The organism is Saccharobesus litoralis, assembly GCF_003063625.1.
Taxonomy (GTDB): Bacteria; Pseudomonadota; Gammaproteobacteria; order Enterobacterales; family Alteromonadaceae; genus Saccharobesus; species Saccharobesus litoralis.
Genome location: NZ_CP026604.1, coordinates 48,005 through 69,573, shown reverse-complemented (window position 1 = coordinate 69,573; position 21,569 = coordinate 48,005). Strand labels below are relative to the sequence as shown.

General features: G+C 40.1%; 14 protein-coding genes, 1 tRNA gene and 1 riboswitch. Of the genes, 10 read left to right on the top strand and 5 right to left on the bottom strand.

What is annotated here, in order from left to right; all coding sequences use genetic code 11:
• Positions 1–33: 33 nt before the first annotated feature.
• Complete coding sequence (lysC, locus tag C2869_RS00265; protein ID WP_108604900.1) at positions 34–1,395, bottom strand: lysine-sensitive aspartokinase 3; 1,362 nt, start codon at positions 1,393–1,395, stop codon at positions 34–36.
• A 97-nt stretch (positions 1,396–1,492) separates the two neighbouring features.
• Positions 1,493–1,666, bottom strand: a riboswitch (Lysine riboswitch).
• A gap of 335 nt (positions 1,667–2,001) precedes the next feature.
• On the opposite strand from lysC, the gene C2869_RS00260 reads away from it, so the two are divergent.
• The 3 genes from C2869_RS00260 to C2869_RS00250 all read left to right on the top strand — a co-directional run bounded on the left by C2869_RS00260 (position 2,002) and on the right by C2869_RS00250 (position 3,913).
• Entirely contained in the window at positions 2,002–2,775 is a 774-nt protein-coding gene (locus tag C2869_RS00260; RefSeq protein WP_108601045.1) for an SEL1-like repeat protein, read from the top strand.
• Between the two features lie 156 nt (positions 2,776–2,931).
• On the top strand, positions 2,932–3,333 hold the full coding sequence (locus C2869_RS00255; RefSeq protein ID WP_108601044.1) for a SulA-like leucine-rich domain-containing protein: 402 nt from the start codon (positions 2,932–2,934) through the stop codon (positions 3,331–3,333).
• A gap of 88 nt (positions 3,334–3,421) precedes the next feature.
• Entirely contained in the window at positions 3,422–3,913 is a 492-nt protein-coding gene (locus C2869_RS00250; RefSeq protein ID WP_159083953.1) for a YchJ family protein, read from the top strand.
• Between the two features lie 12 nt (positions 3,914–3,925).
• Here C2869_RS00250 and C2869_RS00245 read toward each other — a convergent pair whose 3' ends face one another.
• A complete protein-coding gene (locus C2869_RS00245; RefSeq protein WP_108601042.1) occupies positions 3,926–4,429 on the bottom strand; it encodes a VC2046/SO_2500 family protein in 504 nt (167 codons plus the stop codon).
• 128 nt (positions 4,430–4,557) lie between these two features.
• Here C2869_RS00245 and C2869_RS00240 point away from each other — a divergent pair.
• The 4 genes from C2869_RS00240 (at position 4,558) to C2869_RS00225 (ending at position 8,702) form a co-directional block, all read left to right on the top strand.
• Positions 4,558–4,642: transfer RNA gene (locus tag C2869_RS00240), tRNA-Tyr, on the top strand.
• Between the two features lie 109 nt (positions 4,643–4,751).
• Positions 4,752–6,407: a tetratricopeptide repeat-containing response regulator gene (locus C2869_RS00235; RefSeq protein WP_108601041.1), complete on the top strand. Its 1,656-nt coding sequence runs from the start codon at positions 4,752–4,754 to the stop codon at positions 6,405–6,407.
• A gap of 66 nt (positions 6,408–6,473) precedes the next feature.
• A complete protein-coding gene (locus tag C2869_RS00230; protein ID WP_108601040.1) occupies positions 6,474–7,463 on the top strand; it encodes an ion channel in 990 nt (329 codons plus the stop codon).
• Positions 7,464–7,490: 27 nt separating this feature from the next.
• Positions 7,491–8,702 carry a methyl-accepting chemotaxis protein gene (locus C2869_RS00225; protein ID WP_108601039.1) on the top strand — a complete coding sequence of 404 codons (1,212 nt, stop codon included), beginning with the start codon at positions 7,491–7,493 and terminating at the stop codon, positions 8,700–8,702.
• Positions 8,703–8,796: 94 nt separating this feature from the next.
• On the opposite strand, the gene topA is transcribed toward C2869_RS00225, so the two are convergent.
• Complete coding sequence (topA, locus tag C2869_RS00220) at positions 8,797–11,442, bottom strand: type I DNA topoisomerase (protein ID WP_108601038.1); 2,646 nt, start codon at positions 11,440–11,442, stop codon at positions 8,797–8,799.
• Between the two features lie 209 nt (positions 11,443–11,651).
• Between topA and C2869_RS00215 the strand changes: the two genes are divergently transcribed.
• Positions 11,652–12,866: an N-succinylarginine dihydrolase gene (locus tag C2869_RS00215; RefSeq protein WP_108601037.1), complete on the top strand. Its 1,215-nt coding sequence runs from the start codon at positions 11,652–11,654 to the stop codon at positions 12,864–12,866.
• A 65-nt stretch (positions 12,867–12,931) separates the two neighbouring features.
• Here the strand turns inward: C2869_RS00215 and C2869_RS00210 are convergent, their stop codons facing one another.
• Positions 12,932–18,112 (bottom strand): hypothetical protein, encoded by a 5,181-nt coding sequence (locus tag C2869_RS00210; RefSeq protein ID WP_159083952.1) that lies wholly within the window; start codon positions 18,110–18,112, stop codon positions 12,932–12,934.
• A gap of 217 nt (positions 18,113–18,329) precedes the next feature.
• Between C2869_RS00210 and C2869_RS00205 the strand changes: the two genes are divergently transcribed.
• Together C2869_RS00205 and C2869_RS00200 are read left to right on the top strand one after the other, a co-directional pair.
• Positions 18,330–19,664, top strand: coding sequence for a dicarboxylate/amino acid:cation symporter (locus C2869_RS00205; protein ID WP_108601035.1), 1,335 nt, complete (start codon positions 18,330–18,332; stop codon positions 19,662–19,664).
• A 206-nt stretch (positions 19,665–19,870) separates the two neighbouring features.
• The gene (locus C2869_RS00200; RefSeq protein ID WP_108601034.1) at positions 19,871–21,022 is read left to right on the top strand and encodes a patatin-like phospholipase family protein; all 1,152 of its coding nucleotides are present in this window, start codon (positions 19,871–19,873) and stop codon (positions 21,020–21,022) included.
• Here C2869_RS00200 and C2869_RS00195 read toward each other — a convergent pair.
• The gene (locus tag C2869_RS00195; protein ID WP_108604899.1) at positions 21,019–21,564 is read right to left on the bottom strand and encodes a response regulator transcription factor; all 546 of its coding nucleotides are present in this window, start codon (positions 21,562–21,564) and stop codon (positions 21,019–21,021) included. The genes C2869_RS00200 and C2869_RS00195 overlap by 4 nt on opposite strands.
• Between the last annotated feature and the right edge of the window lie 5 nt (positions 21,565–21,569).

The window sequence follows — 21,569 nt, the reverse complement described above, 5'->3', positions numbered from 1 at the left end:
TTAGCGGCGTTCTTATTTACGGTATGGTTTGAATTAATCAAACAACACATCATGTAAGCTTTCAACTACCGCTGGCGCACTATCAGTCGGCGTCAAAAAGCATAAGTTGTGTGGGCTGGCGCCTTGGCAAATCATACGAACGTCAACTGAGTCTAACGCTTTCCATAGTTTGTTTTCAGTCGGTTTTTTGTCATATTTGTGACTAGACTCAAGGTGGTTACCAATAACCGCAACAAGCGACAAATTTTCTTCAACTTTAACATCACAAAACGATTTTAATGCACTTAATACTGTATCGCTTAATACGCTCGTTGTGGTGTTTGTCGGGTTATCTAGGGTTAAGGCAATTGAAATCTCTGATGTAGTGACTAAGTCCACACTGATTTTATGTTCAGCAAGGATACCGAAAACCTTAGCTAAAAAGCCTGTCGCATGTAACATTTGCGGGCTTTTAACCGTTAATAATATTTGGTCTTTACGTAAGGCAATCGCACGATAAGGTGGTTTGGTTTCGGCTTTATTAACAACCCAAGTACCACCTTCTTTAGGTGCACGACTCGAACCGACAAAAACACGAATATCGCGACGCATAGCTGGAATAAGCGTGGCTGGATGTAATATTTTAGCACCAAAAGTCGCCATTTCAGCGGCTTCATCAAACGTAACTTCAGGGATTGGACGAGCAGCTTTGGTTAAACGAGGATCCGTAGTGAAGATACCTGTTACATCAGTCCAAATTTGTAATACGCTAGCTTCTAGCGCTTCAGCGATTAATGCTGCACTATAGTCACTACCACCGCGGCCTAAAGTCGTCGTTTCCCCTTGAGCATTAGAGCCAATAAAGCCTTGTGTTACAACAACTGAACCACTAAGTTCTGGCTTCAATAAAGTCTCGGCTTGCTGTTTAATTAACGCTAATTGAGGTTCAGCTTGCGCAAAATTGTCATCCGTTTTCATTACCTGACGGATATCAAAATTAACAGCATGTACACCGCGTTGACGTAATAGCTCAGCAAACATTAAAGAAGACATTTGCTCACCAAACGACAACAAAGCATCTTTTAATTTTAAAGAAGTGGGTAATTCAGGGTTTTCAGCTAAAGAGGTCAACTCAGCTAATAAATTTTCTAACGCAACTTTGATACTTTCAGGCTGATTAAGATCATTTAAGATCGCATATTCTTTATCACGGATCTGATCAATTAAGGTTTGTCTTTCGTCAGCGGTAACATCCGATTGAGTCAGGCGCACCAATATATTAGTCACACCCGATTGAGCCGACACAGCAACAACACGGATATCTTGATTTTCACAGATAATATCGGCACAACGAGACATGGCTGCGTGATCCGCAACACTTGTACCACCAAATTTAGCAACAGTAAGATTATTCACTTGAATACCTTTTTTACGCCCTTTAAAGAGCTCAGGGAAAATTTTCAAGAGAACGCAGGGTTTAGCAGTGAAGAGAAAAATAACAAGCTTCATACCAAATCCCGAAAGCGCTCCACCCAACGCGGTGACAGTTGTCAGGATTCAGCCATAACAACCGAAGTGACTGACTGCAAAGTACAGTCACTTCTCGGCAGTCATCTCCCTTCTGTATCGTCAAAAAAGCTTTGCCTTCTCTTATACAGTACCTAGATGCTGCACCTCTTCCGGTAATTTAAAAGCCAAAGTTAATTCAGCTTTTAAAAGCGCGCGAATTAAATACTAACCAGCAATAAAGATCAAGTTTATTAGACCATTTTTTAATATAGAACCAGTAAAATTACCGGCAAGCTATAATATAGTCAAAGCGATCAGGTTTTAGGGGAAGCCGTCAAGCTTTGAGCCCCCATGAGCATATGCTCTACTATGTGATTGGGGCGAATAAGTGCAGACAATGAACCATAAGGCCTGAGCGAGAAGACTATAATTAAAGTTTTTATTTAAATAACAGATAAATACCTTCATACTTTATTTTAATGAAACCTCAAATTGTAAGGCCAACTAGGTTAGATGACAGATATTGATCAACAACTGGCAAACAATCAAACGGATTGGGAAGATCTTCCCTCTTTCGAAGTCGAATTATCTGATACGGAAAGCAATCTTGATCTAGAAGAGTTCGATGACTTTGAATTAGAGTTAGAAGACGAAGAGCTTATTCTCAATACAGAAGAAGATGAAGAGTTAGTTGCCGTTCCCGATGATTTTGAATTTCAACTGGACGAAATTCTAGACGTTGAGCCAGACAACGCTCTGAGTGATGATCCAGCGTCTGAAGCTGTACTTTCAGCAGAGGCTAATACTGATGTTAATCACCATCAAGCTAACCTAGATAATCAAACTGAATTGGCGAGTTGTTTAAGTCAGTTACGTCAATCAATAACCGAATTAACCCAAGCACTCACTGACCCTCCTGAAGCTGAAAAAAAAGATACTGAGCAAGACACCGCTAACACTCCAAGCGCTGAAGACTATTTTAAAGAGGGTGTCTTGAGCGCTAAAAATAAAAACTATTTAAAATCAGCAAAAGCATTTCGTAAAGCCAGTTTAGTTGGCCATAGCAAAGCCATGCTCTATTTAGGTTTAATGTACAGTAAAGGCCAAGGATTACCTCAAAGTCCATTACATGCTTACACTTGGCTAAAACTATCCACACTCTGGCAATGCAATGAAGCCCTTCAACCTTTACAAGAACTTGAAAAATATCTAACTGTGCAAGAAATCAAAACAGCAAACCGAATAGCTGCAGATAAACAAGAATTAATTTTTAATGAGATTGATTAGGTTAACTCGATTTAACTGAAAGTATAAAATTTAAGTGACTGTATAAAAATCCTCTTAAATGAGGATTTTTTTTGCTCTGAATACTTGAACTGTATAAGGATCCAGTATACTGTATATAACAACACTGGTTAAACACTCAGTTATCGAGAAGAGAATATGAATACTTATATTGCGATGCGTCCAGCACAACAAACTCGTTATTTTGCGACCAATAATAAATCAAGCGATTTTAGTCTACGTTTTTGGCAATCCATTGCGAAAACTCAAGAACACAACCGTTGGTTGTGCTTAATTGCGCCTAGTGATATGCCAAGTAAATCAGAATTAATCTCTGCGGGTATCAATGTTGAACGTATGTTAGTGGTTCATACTCAAACCGATAAACAAGCTTTTCAGTCTGCGTGCCAAGCTTTGAAGCTAGGAAAGTGCGCAGCAGTTGTAACTTGGTTAGGCTGCTTATCTGAAGCTCAAAAACAGCAAATGCAAGTTGCGGCCAATTTAGGTAACAGTACGAGCTTATTAATTAAATCGAGTTTTCCGCAAAAGCTAGTCGCTTAATGACTCTAGCCAGTAACTTTTCTCTGTGAGCCTGGGGCTTCGGCCCCTTTTTCCTAACTTTAAACTCGTGTATAAAGACAAGATGTTAGTGTCTTTATCAAAAAATATGAAATGCCCTTGCCACTCAGGTGAAAGCTATCAAGCTTGTTGCCAACCTTTTCATGATAATGATTGTCATGCACCTACGCCTGAAAAATTAATGCGTTCTCGTTACTGTGCCTATGCGTTAAACAAATGCCAATATATAGTCGATACACTCGTAGCCGAGCAAAGACAAAACAATGAACTTAGCCAAATCGAAGAGTTTGCACAAAGTGTTTCATTTAAAAATTTAACCATACTCGATACTCATCAATCTGAATTAACTCAGCAGTTTGGATTTGTTACCTTTAAAGTGGTTTATCAAACGCCTGACAAGGCTTTTCATTGGATGCAAGAAAAGTCGCGCTTCCAATATACGAATGAACAATGGTTTTATGTAGATGGGCTAGTCACTAGCAATAATAAACCCATCTTCCTTGGCAGAAACGAAAGTTGTTTATGTGGGTCGACTAAAAAGTTTAAACGCTGCTGCGGCTAAACATACAGCCCGCTAAGCAGCATATTGATTGGCTTGTTCAATCACTTCTTTAAGTTGAGTGAGGTCTTGTTCTATTTCTAACGCGGGATCTTTACCTTCTTCTTGGGCTTTTATACGACGAGCAGCATGCAACGAGCAATTGGCTAACACGTTATCATCCAATTTATTTGGATCATTATATTGTGATAACGCATCCCTAATTAAATAACGGTTTAAACACATAGACGCCATACCCGCTTGATGTAAACCTTTATTGATATTGTGAGCATGTTTAAAATAGTTTTCGTCTGCTGATAAACGCAATGGTTCAACAATACCCAATTCAGCTTTTAATTTTTCTTCTTGATGATTGTCTTGAGGAATTTGCTGCTTTTCTAATTGAAACTGCGCAAACTCTTGCGCTTGCTCAGACAGCATAGCCACCAACAAACCAAAGTCGGCTCGGCTCGGCTGACCGATAGCATGATTTAGTTTATTGCCCAGTTGTAATTCATGGACCAGAGGTTGTTGCTGCATTTTTATACTATGTGTTCATTTTTTATGGTTTCTGAACAATTTATCGCCCATCAAACCAAAAACTTTATTTTTTTTGCATCAAAGTGTTTACAGGCGCGATTAATTTGGTAATATGCCGCCGCACTTGTGGAGGGGTTCCCGAGTGGCCAAAGGGATCAGACTGTAAATCTGACGGCTCCGCCTTCGCTGGTTCGAATCCAGCCCCCTCCACCACTCCTTTCTTGTTATCTCTTTTACACCTAAATCATTTAAATAACCTTGCCAACCAAGCATTTTATCTTAATATTAAGCTAACGCTACGAACTAGCATTAAGGATATGATTTGGCTCTAGATCTCGCAGATAAAAAGATCCTAGTTGTAGATGACCAACGCCCTTTTCAACTCATGCTAAAAGGCATATTACTCAGTTTAGGTGCACGTTCGGTTGTTTTAGTATCTTCTGGCGAAGCGGCAGTGAGTGCCTGTAAAGAAGTTAAATTCGATATATTTTTTATTGATTACAACTTAGGTACCGTTGGCAAAAATGGCCGGCAACTATTAGAAGAAATCCAAGGCCGTAGGTTAATGAAGCCTGAAAGCCTATTTTTAATCGTTACAGGAGAAAGCCATCGGCCTATGGTGCTAGGCGCATTGGAAAATCAGCCTGACGATTATCTAATGAAACCGTTTTCTCAGGTGGTTTTAAAAAAACGTTTAGAAAAAACCTACGCGAAAAAAATCGCATTTACTGCAGTATTCACAGCCATTCTCAATGATCAAATTCCTGAAGCGATTAAAATTTGCCGAAAACTGATCCACCCTAGATTTAGGTATAAAAACTATTGCACGCACCTACTAATCGAATTGTTATGTAAAAACCAAAACTATGACGAAGCGGAACAACTTTTAAATCAAGTCCTAGAGGTTAAACGACAAACTTGGGCGGTATTACAACTCGCTCAAGTCTATTATTTTCAAGAAAAGTACAAAAAAACGGTCTTCAGTATTAATGAAGTGCTGATCGCATCTCCCTTGCTCATTGACGCTTATGATACATTAGCAAAAGCTTATTTTAAGATGGGGCAACCCAAACTCGCATATGATACAGCGGTAAAAGGTTCTGAGCTGTCACCATACTCAATAGACCGACAATTCTTTTTAGCGGATATTGCCAGAAGCTGTGCCGAATATGAGACTGTTAAAAATTGTACTAAAATGATCCTCGACTTAAGTCGTCGCTCGTATAAACAAAAACCTGAATATTTACTCAATTACATACGCGCATCTGTAGAAGCTGCAGAATTTGCGAAAGATAAAAAAAGCTCGCATAAATTCCAACAAGAAGCTTCGCTCGCCATTCAAAGAGGGCGCAGCGACGATGCATTAGATAGTAAGTTTAACTATGAAAACTTCGCAAGCTTATGTAATGCGCGAATAGATGCAATAGCTGGTCAATATTATTTGGCTAAAAAGCAGCTATATGAACAAATTGAAAAAGCGGGAAAAATTGAAGACCTTACACTTCAGCTAGTACCGGATGCTTATATATTATTAACGCAAATTGGCGATTATGAACAAGCTAGCCAATTAGTGGAACCATTAAAAGAAATCACCGAAAAAGACCCATATATAGCAGGCTGTATTAGCCAACGGCTTGAAATGACTCGTGACAACAGAGATCTATTTAGCCACTATCATAGCCTTGGTGTTAAAGCCTATAAAGCTGGGGAATACAGCCAATCTATTGAAGCGTTCTCAGAGGCCATTCAACAAGCTCCCATGCATACAGGCGCTTCTATAAATTTAATTCAATCTATTATAAAACAGTTAGATAGCCTAGAAGATGAAAAAGCGAAAGAGTACGACTATGAGTTATGTCAATTACTACACAAAACCACACGAATTGTGCATGGACTATCGTTGCCAACTGAACACCAGGACAGATATCAGGTTTTGTTACCTCAAATAAAAAAATATTCTCCAAAATCAGTCTCTTAATACTCGCAATTTGCTTTTTTTACATTAAAGTTAGTATTAATAAGCCGACATACAAAACAAAATTACATGAATCAAACTGATAAATTTGGCCGCTGTCAGTTCCACGCTTCTGATGGTACTTACTGCAATGAAGTTGATATGGGTAACGGTTACTGTTTTTGGCACGACCCTAACTTTGATAAAACCGGTATGGAGCTCGCTGATAAACTCGAGCGTTATGCTAAATCCGGCGGAATCACTCAAGGTTTACAACTTAAAAAAGCTAACTTATCTGGCATAAATTTAGTTAACCGTGGTAGTACGGCTGGTTTCGACTTTTCTGGTAGTGACTTTTATCGCGCTAATTTAAGTGGTTCTCATCTATTTAATATCAAACTTAACAATGGCTCTTTAATGAAGGCCAACTTATCAGATGCCAATTTGCATTGCGCTAAGTTATTAGGTACCAATTTACTGGGCGTGAAATTACACAACGCTAAAATAGACAATATTGAATTGGGTAAAGAACTTCAACAAGAAGTGCTCGCCCACAAAGCTGAGTCGAAGAAAGATAGAACCGCCGCACTAGATAACTTTGAACAAGCTGAAGAAATTTATCGCGACGTTCGCAAAGCGGCAGAAAACCAAGGCTTATTTGAACTAGCAGGCCATTGTATTCATAAAGAATTAACAATGCGCCGCAAACGAATGCCTTTATTTTCCGGCCGTCGAATATTCTCCAAAATAGTCGATTTATTTTGTGGGTATGGCGAGCGACCGCTTAATGTGATTTTATTTTCTCTTGGGCTTATACTGGCTTGTGCATTCCTATATTTTTCCCTAGGTGTTAATTTTGCAGGTGAAGTGATTCAATTTAGTTCAGCCAATAGTACATCAGAAAACATTAACGCGTTTTTTAGTACCCTGTATTTTAGTGTGGTAACTTTTACAACTCTCGGCTATGGTGATATAACACCACTAGGTTTAGCGAGGTTAGTTGCCGCTTTTGAAGCCTTTGTGGGTAGCTTTACAATAGCCTTGTTTGTCGTGGTGTTTGTGAAAAAAATGACCCGTTAATAAAAATAAATACATTTAAGGTAAAATATGGCTAAACACATCCCTGTTTTGTTTAGTCTCGCTGTGATATTAGCATTAGCTAGTAGTTTTTTCGCAACGGGCATTTTGGGTACTTCACTTTGTGTGATAACTGCAATTATTATTGCCATCACTTTCTACTTATATTATCAGCAAATAGCGCTTCCCTTAGCGGATGCCCAACAGACCTTAAATCCGATTGTAAAACCAGATAGCTTAGATCTTACCGATCAACAAGCGATCAACAGTTTAAATTCACTGCCTTTTATTGGCACCAGTATCTTTAGGTTAACAGAGCAAACTCGAAATACGGTTTCCAATGTCCATGCTGAGCTATACCAGTGCGATGTCATGTCGCAACAATTACGAGAATCCTTTTCAAATTTAGAGCAAAAAGCCTCTATGCTTAAAATGCACGGTGACTTTTTACATGAATCATTAAATGGTATGGCTTCGGCAACTCACACAACCACAGCCAATATCGTCGAGATTTTTGATAAAGTTGTGGCGTCGACAGGGGTGGTTTCTGAAACGCGAGATCAGTCCGCGACTTCGTGCAAAACCATTAACGAAGTCAGTGAATCCATTTTATCAACGGCTGAGCGTATTGAATCACTTAGTCATGAAATTCAACAAATAGACTCGTCTGTATCAGCAATAACCCAAATAGCCTCGCAAACTGACCTATTGGCACTTAATGCCGCTATTGAAGCCGCAAGGGCTGGCGAATATGGCCGAGGCTTTGCTGTAGTCGCAGAAGAAGTGCGAAACCTAGCTAAACACGCGAATGAATCTGCCATTAATATTCAAAAAGTCGCTGCCAATACCATAGCTGAAGTACAAGATGTAACCGATCTTATGCGTGAAATCTGCGAACCGATGCAAGATGCAGCTTCATCTACCACGCAAAACCTAGATAAAATGAATGAGTGTAACCAAGCGATGGAAGACGTATTAGAATTGGCTAGCCAAGTTATTGCGTCAATGCAAGAGCAAGAGCATACCGCAGATGAAGCCAATAATGCGGCGTCAGAAATGAAAAAGCTGAATGACAATGCCATGAATGACGAGCAAGTTCAAATGATAAGCGAGAGTGATCTACAAGCGCTTAAACTCGATATCACCACTGCGCTAAAAGCGGTAAAAGTAAAAAATAGCGCTAACAATACTGACGATCGAATTAGCAATAAAGCGGATAATAATGAAATAGAATTATTTTAAGCTCACTATTAAATTCAAAGAATTCATAAAAATGAACAAATAAAAACACCGCGTTAACGCGGTGTTTTTATTTTTATATGTTAAGTGAAAAAGCTTATTTTTTCTTAGCTCTTGGTTTCTTCACTTTGCCTTCTTCTTGCCATTGGCCTTCTCGGTAGAAAGCTGACCATCCAGACGCTTTACCATCGACTTCACTCGCAAGGTACTGTGATTTAGTCTTACGGCTAAATTTAACAACGGCAGGGTTACCTTCTGGATCCGTTTCTGGGCCATCAGCTAAGTAATAAAACTTACTAGAGATACGATCTCTAAATCGTTTCAACTCACTGACTAAAGGCGCACGGGTTTCGCGCGATTTAGGGAATGTATGCGCAGCTAAGAATATACCTGCAGCGCCATCGCGAAGTACAAAATAAGCTTCAGACTTTTCGCACTCTAACTCTGGTATATGAACAGGATCTTCTTTAGGTGGAGCCGGCTGACCACTCTTTAACAACTTACGCGTGTTTTTACAGGTTTCACTGGTACAATCAAAATATTTACCAAATCGACCATTTTTTAACTGCATATCCGCGCCGCATTTGTCACATTCTAAAACAGGTCCATCATAACCTTTTATTTTAAACGTGCCTTTTTCGACTTGAATGCCTTCACAAATCGGTGAGTTACCACAAACATGTAACTTACGTGTTTCGTCTATTAAGTAACTGTCCATCGCTGTACCACAGATCTGGCAACGTTTTTTCGCCATTAATGCATTGGTTTCAGCGACTTCATCATCATCTCCAGCAGCAACGGCTTCTTCGCCTGGAGTTAAGTTCATTGTATTAGTACAACGCTCTTTTGGCGGTAACTGATAGCCGCTACAACCTAAAAATACGCCAGTAGATGCAGTACGCACCGTCATTGGACGCTCACACTTATCACAACTAATATCAGTAGGAATAGCCTGATTAGTACGCATACCCCCTTCTTCTGGAGGCTGTTCAGCTTTGGCTAATTTGCCAGTAAAGTCAGAGTAGAAATTATTGAGCAATTGTTTCCAGACTAAATCACCATCGGCGACGTCATCGAGTTGCTTTTCCATGTTGGCGGTAAAATCATAGTTCATTAAATCAATGAAGTTTTCCATTAATCTGTCTGTGACGATTTCACCCATTTTTTCAGCATAGAAACGTTTATTTTCTAAACGGACATATCCGCGATCCTGGATCGTCGATATGATAGAAGCGTAAGTAGAAGGACGACCAATACCTTGTTTTTCTAATTCTTTTACCAAAGCAGCTTCACTAAAACGCGCAGGCGGTTTAGTAAAGTTCTGTTTAGGGTTTAACTGGTTAAGTTTAAGTATTTCCCCAGCCGCAACATCAGGTAATAACTGATCTTCAGCGCCTTTTTTGGTAACTGGCGGTTGTGCTTTAGTCCAGCCATCAAATACTAACACACGGCCTTTAGCACGTAATTCAAACTCTGCAGCATTAACAACAATAGTTGAACTGGTATATTTAGCCGGTGTCATTTGACAAGCCACAAACTGACGCCAAATTAAGTCGTACAAACGTTTGGCATCTTGCTCCATATCACCTAAATGACCTGGCGCAATATTGACATTTGAAGGGCGAATAGCTTCATGCGCTTCTTGAGCCCCTTCTTTACTGCCATAAAAATTCGGTTTTTCAGGTAAGTAACCATCACCAAACTGCTCGTCAATGTAACCGCGAACAGAAGCGACAGCTTCAGCACTTAGGTTAGTCGAGTCTGTACGCATGTAGGTAATATGGCCAGCTTCGTATAAGCGCTGAGCCAACATCATGGTCTTTTTCACCCCAAAACCTAAACGGGTACTGGCAGCTTGCTGTAATGTTGACGTAATAAATGGCGCTGAAGGACGACTTTGCGTCGGTCTATCTTCTCGGTTTTCAACCTTATATTCTGCTTGACGCAAAACACTTAATGCCGCATCGGTTTGCGCTTGATTACTCGGACGAAAGTTATTACCCGATTGTTTAACGACATTTAACGCTAATTCTGTGCCATTGGCTGTCGATGTATCTGCCGCGACTTCCCAAAACTCTTCGGGAACAAAGGCTTTAATTGAACGTTCTTTTTCAACAACTAAACGCACCGCTACCGATTGAACTCGACCCGCAGATAATCCGCGCGCGACTTTTTTCCACAATAACGGCGATACCATAAAACCAACTACGCGGTCTAAAAAGCGACGGGCTTGCTGAGCGTTAACTCGGTGCATATTCAAGTCAGTTGGCTCGGCAAAGGCATTTTGGATCGCATTTTTTGTAATTTCATTAAATACGACACGCTTAAATTGCTCGTCTTCACCACCTATAAGCTCTTTTAAATGCCAAGCTATAGCTTCCCCTTCCCTATCCAAATCCGTTGCGAGATAGACAGTGTCAGCGTCTTTAGCAAGCTTTTGCAGCTCAGATACTACCTTTTCTTTACCGGGTAAGACGTCATATTCTGCTTGCCAATCTTTTTCAGGATTAATTCCCATGCGGGCAAACAAGGCTTTTTTGTCTTTTTCTTTTTTATAAGCAGCTTTTTGTTCGGGCGTCATACCTTTAGTTTCACTAGCAGTAGAGCCGGATTTTCCTTTACTCGACGTTGGTAAATCACGCACGTGACCAACACTCGACTTAACAATAAAGTCGCTTCCCAAGTATTTGTTTATCGTTTTCGCTTTGGCTGGCGACTCGACAATAACAAGAGATTTTCCCATCTGTAATCTTATTTCGCTTATTCAATCTAGCCGTAGTGGCCGTTCTTATTTATTAGGTATATCTGCAAAACTAGTCGCTAGCAAGCAAATTATTGGCAAATTAATTTTTAATGCAATTCGCGATACCACAAATTAAACATATAATTTAGTTAACATTTTCGTTTTTTCTACGCTTTTTTAGCTTTTCTTTCCCATTGACAGGACAAGTTATGAAGTATTATGAAGTAAATTTCGATGGGCTCGTTGGTCCCACTCACAACTATGCCGGGCTTGCATATGGCAACTTAGCATCACAAGTAAATGCTAATTCAAAAGCTAACCCTAAACGCGCAGCATTACAGGGATTAGACAAAATGCAAACCATGTTAGATTTAGGTTTGAAACAGGGGTATATACCACCGCTGGAACGTCCCGACATCCGTACATTAGAAAAGTTGGGGTTTTTCGGTACTGAAACACAAATTATACAGCAAGCCTCTAAACACGCGCCGCAGATTCTAGCAGCTTGTTTTTCTGCGTCAAATATGTGGGTCGCTAATGCTGCAACTATTTCGAGTAGTTTAGATACACAAGACCATAAAATACACATCACACCCGCTAATTTACTTAGCCAATTTCATCGTTCAATTGAAACTCAAGGCACAGCACAGCAACTAAAAGAAATATTTCCAGAGAATCAATGTTTTGTGCACCATGCTCCTTTACCAGCCCACGATTTATTTGCAGATGAAGGCGCAGCCAACCATATGCGAATGGCCCCCAGCCATAGTCATGCTGGCATTAATATTTTTGTATATGGTCGCAGTTCATCAACCTCAATAAAACCACAAAAATACCCAGCCAGACACACCTTGGAAGCTTGCCAAGCCATAGCACGCTGTCATTTACTGAACGAAGATAGAACTGTGTTTATCCAACAGAATCCAACCGCTATTGATGCTGGCGCATTTCATAATGACGTAGTCGCAGTTAACAACGAGAATGTTATTTTTTACCACGAACATGCTTTTTTAAACACACTTGATGCAGAACAAGAAATTAAAGAAAAATGGCAATGTTTAACTAATAAAGAATTGTATTTAATCAAAGTAACCAATAGCGAAATAGACTTAACCACCGCGATTAAAACTTACATTTTTAATAGCCAGATAGTCACTATTGATGATGACAGCATGGTGCTAATTGCACCTATTGAATGCCAAGAAAATACTCAGGTAAAAAACTATATTGAAAAGTTAATTTCACAAAAAAATCCAATAAATAGAGTTATTTACCAAGATTTAAGACAAAGCATGAAAAACGGTGGCGGACCGGCTTGTTTACGATTGCGGGTTGTTTTAAATAGTGAGGAAATTGAAAAAGTGAATAAAGATTACTTATTCACCCAACCTAGGTTAAAACTAAGAGATAAGTTTAAAATATAAAATTTATTGAAGTTGATATTAGATATAAACCTAATTCAACTCCAATAATTATATTTTATACTGGATTAACCATCATCTAATATTGTAATAACTTTACTAGAAGCAACACCATTAGGCGTAGTTACTGTAATAGTCAATAGACCATTGTTAACACCGTTAGGCTCTTCTTCCCTTTTCACACTTACACCAACTCCTCTCGGAGTATCACGGCTTGTATTTGTAAAAGTATAACTTGAAGTACCTACGACTTCTCCATTCGCAGTTGATATTTCAATAGTTGTACCGGACGGCATTGGATTGTTATTGATATCAGTAATAAAAGCTGTAAAGCTTACTGTTGCCGCTCCATTGGCTGTAGTTAGATCTACACGGTCAATCTCTAAGTTTTCGTCCCATGTTACATTTTCATTGATATCAGTATAGGTTTCGCCGACATCATATAGACCATCACCATCAGCATCAGCAAACGGCTCATGACCATTTAGATAAAAATAAGCATTTGACCCTGATAATATAACCTCTACTTGATCTCGTACATGAACTAGTGAGCGCGAACAAATTCCGTTTGCTTGTTGCTGTTCACTACATAAAATACCTGAAAAAACACCATCTTTTTTATCGAATGTTCCATTACTATTGAAATCAACAAACTCTTCATTATCACCACCTTCTCGACATAAAGTTCCATCAGTTTCAGCTCCCGGAGCTGCGGTAGTACCATCATCCAAACGACCACAGAAATAGCCATCGTCATTGAAGTCAATAAATGCTTCATCAAGATCATCAAACCGTTCACTCGGCGTATATGCGCCATTACCATCTAAATCGGTATAAGTTTCACCAGCATCATAGTTGTTATCTCCATCTTCATCAACAAACGGTTCAGCGCCGGTATAATAGCCATCGGCATTAGAATCAATAAATGACTCTTCACCAATTGCAGTTGCTAAAATACTTGCTCGACCCGCTCTAGGTTTAGCTAGTGGGTAAGCAACACCATTAACAACACAAGGCAGACCATTAGCGGCAGGCTCTCCTGCATCGGCAAAACCATCGTTATCTAAATCACATATACCGTTAGAAAGGCTTTTTCCTTGGGTACCAAACACGCCATCGCTAGGTCTCGGGCTACCACTGCTCCAATTAACTGAACAAACTCCGTTCGATGTCACACAAGAGGGTTCAATACCTCCGCCTTCTGTTCTAAAACTAACCGCTGTGCCATTGGGTACTGGGTTGTTATAATGGTCAAATAGACGAGCAGTAACGGGAACTTGAACGTTAGAAAAATTCCACGCTTCGACATTTATGGTCTCTAAAGATAGGTTTGTACTATTTGAATCTGGCAGGCCTGTTGAAACAGTAAGCTCATCTGACACACTTCGTACTCGCAATAAGTTTTCGCTTGCATCATCACTGCAACTGCCATCATCTTTAGCTAGTGTAGCAATCACCCTTACAGGAGTTGAAACTCTTCCGCCTTTTACCACTACTTTTGCAGAGCCATCTTCTAAAGTAAATGCCGATGTAGGGCTTATCGAAATACCACCAACGTCTGTGGTTAATTCAAAACATAACTTTTCACCTTTAGAAGCAACATTACCTGAATCCAATGCTTTGAACGTAATTTCGGCCTGCTCGGTATCACCAGTTCCAGGGAAACTAATTATTCGCGCATCAGGGTCGTTATTGACTATAGCGGACACAAATTCTATTGAGGTTGTCGCCGCTTCTGCGTTGTCGATTTGCACGGTCGAATTTAAAGAAACGGCTCCTGCTGTCGCCGTCGCTGTAATGATGTCGATACCCGGACACCCTTCGGCGCGATAAATCGCAACGGCTTTACCTGCAACAGCGGTAACTTCACTATCTATAACTGCTCTGGGTGGATCTTCCGAAGCACAAGAAGAGCTAAACTGAACTTTAATTGGGTCTGTGTAAGCAACTGGGTTATCTGGGTCTTCTTCATTTGTTAATGAAACCGTTAATACTGCGGTTGAATTAACAGCCAACTTCTCGTTATCCGCTAACCCATCATCAATTTCACTCATTGAGATTTTTGCTGCGCCAATAACAAAGTTCTTATTCAAGGTTTCATCATTAGCAGATACAGTAATTGTGCCTGCCCCTGAACCATCGCCAGCATTAACACTTATTAGTGCTTCACCATTTTCATTTGTTAATACAGCTCCATTTGATGGACTTAACTCACCTATAGTTGAAGTAGCCGTTACCAAGACATTCGCTATTCCGGTAGTAGTACTCTTTTTGTTAACTCGAATATGTAAAGTACCTGGACTTGTTAAACTAATATCCTGCACTTCTGCACAGCCATCAGGAATACTTGACGGATCTGAGAAAACACAACCATAAAGGGTTAAATCAAAATCAATTGGCTCAGGCCCAGAACTATCATCTCCTGCTGTGGCAAATGAAACATCTGCAGTAGAGTTTTGATACGTGGCAGTTGCAGTTCCGGCTCCTTCAATGGTTCCTGCAGAAATACTCACTACAGCACAACCATATAAATCCGCATTAGTTTCGTCGTCAGAAGTCAAAGCTGTGCCGCTAACCGGAGATAATTCACCTAAAGAAGTGGAAAAGCTAACTGTTCTATTAGGCTGTCGAACACCTTTGGCGTTAACTAAACACGCTCTTAATGAACCGACAATATTTTCTTTATCAGAAATTCTATTGATTTTAGTGATAGGTGTATCACCATTGTCTAACGCTTGATACAGAGCTAAATCTAAGGTTAATACTTCTGGCTCTGCCCCTAAATCAGCAGAATATGATACATCTGTAGATAAACCTAAAATATTATCAACAAAGACTTTAAATTCATCATCTTGGCTAGGCTCATCTAATTCAAATAACGCAATACCTGATGCATTAGTATTTTTAGTTTCACCTGTTAACCCTGTATTTGGGGAAATGACAAAGTTTTCTAATGAAGTACCTTGGCGAATATTCTCTAACTGTGTTAACAGAATATAACGCTCACTGTCCCCTCTAATAATCGTATTAGTAATGGTACAAGTGCTTAAAGACGAATCTGCAACTTCCGACCAAGTTGATGGGCATCGATAAATGTTGGCCGATATTACCTTACTAAACTTAGTGACACTAACCGTCACCGTATCTTCAGCGTCACCATGTCGAACAACAATAGTGTCAGTTTCGTCTGACTTACCTTTTAACTTAAATACGGCTTCGCCTTTTTCGTTGGATTCTAACTCTCTTAATCTAGGCTCAATTTCAACTGCTGAATTATTACTGGAAACCGAAACTAAACCGTTATCAATTGGTGCACCATCATTAGTGATTTTCACTAGTAAGTATGACGGTAAATCACCTAATACCTGAGTAGTCAAAGAACAATCATCAAAGCTATCACCTGTGACTTTTTCTACCGAGCAGTAAAATAGCTCAGCACTCACAGCCGTTCCTGATTCAACGGCAACAGCATTACCTTCGGTACTAAATGAAACCTTGTCCTCTGTATTTTGGTACACTGCTGTCACAGTACCGGCTCCGGGTATTGTTCCCGCCGATAAAGCAATTGATGCCACACCATTTGCATTGGTCAAAGCGGATCCTGAACTCGGGGCTAAATTGCCGATAGTCGTTGAAAAGTTAACCACTTTGTTTTTTTGAACATTCCCAGCTTTGTCGGTCAACGTTGCAATTAACACACCTGAAATACTTTTAGATATATTAGTAATTTCGGTGTTTTCATCTTCATCATCTACTAACTTAACACTAAGGTTGAATCCCTCTGTAGTCGGTAATACCTGAGTACCTTGGGTAATAAGATTGACAGTTTTAGACACTTCTCGCGAAATCACCGTCAATGTACCCACGCCTTCCGTTTCACCGACTTCGATACTCGTCGATACTTTACCGTCGGAATCAGTCAACAGTTGAGTCTTAGGTAAATATCCTATCGAAGTACCAAGCGTTACGATTTGATCCGCTAAACCTATACCGTTTTCTTGAATTTCAATTATTATTTGCGCCGGTGTAGTTGGAGTAATGGTATTAACTTTCACATTTTCATCATCAGCTTTTGCAACCTTAACTGTCATTGCAAATCCTATTGGCTGATCACCTGCCGATGTAAATGATTTCTGTGTTGTTAAGGTATCAAATGATGCTGTGATCGTACCGGCAGTTTTAACATCACCAGCGGTGAGGGCGACAACTGCAATACCCGTGTCTTTAGTTAATACATCGCCTGTCGACTCTTTAGAAAAATCTTCAAAATCCACTAACTTTCCAGCAAAACTATCGGTTCCTAACGAAAATCTAATGATCTCGCCATTAACAACTGCGCCATCACTATCAGTCAATTTGGCAACCGCATAGATAGGGGATGAATGCGATAACGCGCTAACGGTATCAATCACGCCATCGTTATTGCTGTCCTCTAATTTGCCATCGTCAGTCAAATATAAAACCAGTGTATTACCACCACCGGCAGCGGGTTCACCATCACCTTTAGTTCTAAAATTGATAAAGCTTGTCGCGGTTTCAGAATCTTTTGCAAAACTTAAATTAATAACACCTGCGCCTGCAACTTCGCCTGCCGTTATGCCTAATTGAGCCATACCAGTAGAGTCCGTTAACACTGTTCCTGTTGGTGAATCTAATAGACCAACGGAGCCATCCAGTGTGATGGTGATTCTTTCGCCTTTAACGACTTCTTCAACCCCGTTTTCTGTTTTCTTCAACTCAACAAGAATTAGGCCTGGATTGTCTTTTTCTAATGTTTCTAACGGTGTTGAACCGTCATTAAGTTCAACTAACCGAGCGGTTAACGAGTATGAAGCAGGCAATTGCACTTCAAAATTATCACTGGCCGTTTTAGTTAAGCCTTCACCTAAGTCAAACGTGGCGGTAATTGTACCTGCACCAGCAACAGTCCCCGATTGCAAAGTGATAGACGCAACACCATTGGTATCGGTAACTTTTTTACCTGATACCGGATCTAAAGTTCCAGCGTCTGCAGTGGAAAATGTAATAATTTGCCCCGATACTGGTGTGCCATTATGCAATAAGGTCGCATTGACTGTGGCTGATTGCTGTGGAGTCACCACATCGCTACCTGTAAAAGCAACCGTTAATGCGTACTCTTCAAGTTTTTGCTGATTACCACTGCCGTTATCTATGCTACCGCCACCACCACAGGCAACGAGAAATAGTGAGAAAAAAGAAACCAACCAGTAGAGTCGGAGAATGGGCATGTTGCACTCCATCGTTATAATTATTTAGGCGCTGGATTAAGCCAAGTTTCTATACTTTGCCGATCTTGCTGAAATTAGACCTGAGTATAGCCCAGCATTTACACTGATTACAGGCAAATATAATGTGTCTTAACAATTAATTAAAGACACAAATATCGCTATTCTCTACAATAACTTATGAGAATCAGCAAAATTACAATAACAAAAGGGGAAAACTTTGAAACTCGACACATCTAGCCTCACTTTTAAGATATTCATGGGCATGTTTGTTGGTATTGCGACCGGCTTATTTTTCCAACTCATTTTAGGTATATCGAAAACCTCAGACTTTATCATTCCACTGGGTTTTATGGATTTTTCAACCAAGGCTGTTTTTGTCGACTTTATTTTTCACGGTGGTGGGCAAATTTTTATTAACTCATTAAAAATGTTGGTTGTCCCTTTAGTCTTTGTTTCTCTCGTATGTGGTACTTGCTCATTAACTGATCCACAAAAGTTAGGACGCTTAGGGGGGAAAAGCGTATTGTTGTATGTCGCAACCACAGCTATTGCCATTACCGTAGCGTTAACCTTAGCTATTATTTTTCAACCTGGAGCCGGCATTGATGCGCAACCTGACGTTGGCTTTGCTGCAAAACAAGCGCCTTCCTTAGTTGATACCTTAGTCAATATTGTGCCTACCAACCCGATCGACGCCATGGCCAAAGGCAACATGCTACAAATTATTGTATTCGCCTTATTATTTGGCATTGCTATTGCCCTGATTGGTGAAGAAGGTAAGCGTATGGCGCAAATATTTGATGACTTAAACAAAGTGATCATGCGTATTGTCAGTATATTAATGAATCTAGCACCCTATGGCGTGTTCTTTTTATTAGCTAAGCTATTCACTTATATTGAGCTAGATAAAATTTGGAATCTCGTTAAGTATTTTGGATTAGTGGTATTTGTTCTATTGATCCACGCATTTGTTACCTACCCTATTCTGCTTAAAATATTAACGCGTCTTAACCCTGTTATCTTTTTAGTAAAAATGCGTGAAGCAGCAATGTTTGCTTTTGGTACAGCAAGCTCAAGTGCAACATTACCTGTCACCATGGAAACCGCTACCCATAAACTTGGAGCTAAAAACTCTACGGCTTCATTCACCGTGCCATTAGGATCAACAATAAACATGGATGGCACAGCCATTATGCAAGGTGTTGCCACTGTGTTTATAGCGCAATTTTTTGCAATCGACTTAACACTCAACGACTATTTAATGGTGGTACTAACGGCAACTTTAGCTTCAATTGGTACAGCGGGTGTACCCGGCGTTGGCTTAATCATGCTAGCTATGGTTTTACAGCAAGTGGGATTACCCGTAGAAGGGATAGCACTTATTATCGGCGTCGACCGCTTACTCGATATGATCAGAACCGCGGTCAATGTAACAGGCGATTGTATGGTTACCTGCGTGGTTGCTAAATCAGAAGGTGAGCTTGACGAAGCTGTATTTAATGACCCGAATGCTGGGCTAAAAGAAGAAACTCTCCGCTTTGCGAAAGATTAATTTCAAGCATATATAATGTGAGTTACGGGTAGTCTAAATTATCCGTAACTCCCTTCTTTGCCGATACTTAACACTTTTAATTAGCCTAATTGAATAAACCTTGTCTACACTTAAAACAAAAATAACTGGTTTTATTTCAGCGCTTTACCCCGCGTTAAATGACATTCAACAAGCATATGTAACGCTAACTAAATAATTGTGGCCGAATGACTGAAAAACATCATGCTAAAAATCATATTGGGCTGGTCTTATCGGGCGGCGGTGCGCGTGCAGCCTATCAAGTCGGTGTGCTAAAAGCGATATCGACGGCTATTCCACGCAATTACGGTCTGCCTTTTCCTATCGTTTGCGGAACATCTGCTGGGGCCATCAACTCGACAGCACTAGCATGCTACGCCTCTTGCTACCATCTTGGGGTTAAAAAACTCGAATGGGTATGGAAAAACTTTACGACTGATCAGGTATATAAAAGTGATTGGGTAGGTGCAACTCGCCATTTTATGCGAACCATGCTGGCAGGGACTCAAGCTGAATATGCAATACCTCGTGCCGTTAGCCTATTTAATAATGTTCCTCTGCGCTTGTTATTAACCAAACTGCTCGACTTTAAACGTATTGACCAAAATTTACTTAATGGTTATTTACGGGCGCTATCAACTACGGCATCGAGTTACAGTACAGGCGAGTCGGTCTGTTTTTTTCAAGCAGACAAAGATATTCAAACTTGGCACCGCTCTAAAAGGCGCGGCCAAAAATGCATGATCAATGTTGAACATCTCATGGCGTCTTCTGCGATCCCCATGATATTTCCGAGTATTGAGATCCAGCACGAACATTTTGGTGACGGCTCGTTACATCAGTTAGCTCCACTAAGCCCACCGGTGCATTTAGGCGCAGACAAAATATTGATTATCGGCTTAGCCCAAAGTAACAAACCTTCGGCTCATAATATTCAACATACCAACCCACCGGGTGTAGGCGGTATTGTTGGCCATTTACTTGATACTATTTTCAACGAAGCATTGAACGCCGATCTTGAACGCTTACAGCGTATTAATAAAACACTGGACTATGTTCCGCCAGAAAATCAGCAACAGCTTGGCTTAAAAAAAATTGAAACCATGCTCATTCGTCCGAGCAAAAGCTTTAATCGAATTGCCCACAAGCATTATCACGAAATGCCCTACGCAATTAAAACCATGCTGCGTAGCATAGGCATAAATGCACGTTCTGAATCCAGTATTGTGAGTTATCTATTGTTCGAAAAAGCCTATACACGCGAATTAATCGAGTTAGGCTTTCATGATGGTTTAGCTCAGTTAGACAGCATTAAAACGTTTCTCGAAATAGACGTTTAAACTGGGTTCGGTTTTTTACTCAGCTTGCGCTGTAATGTTCGTCTGTGCATATTGAGTTGGCGGGCGGTAATAGAAATGTTGCCGTCGTTCTCTGCTAATACCTTTTGTATGTATTCCCATTCTAAGCGCTCCGGCGACAAACGCTGTTCTGAATAAGCAAGCGTATCATTGGACTGTTCAACAACCTTAACTGACTCAATTTCATTTAATAGTAAAGCTAAATCAATCGGCTTAGGTAAATAATTATCAGCCCCTGCTTTAATCGCGGTCACTGTTGAACTGATACTCGCAAAACCCGTAACAATAATTATTTTCGCTTTGGGTAATAGTCGACGCACCTCGGCAATATAAGGTAACGAAGAAGACTGCCCTAAGTTCATATCAAGTAACAAAATATTAGGTTTTAACAACTCGCAAGTAGCGACTAAATCCGTTGCTGTTGCCAAATGAGTCACCTGATAGCCTTTACGAGTCAATTGCCGACTGAGTACATTCGCATAAACCTCATCATCTTCTAACAATAACAGTTTTTTTTCAGTCATTATCA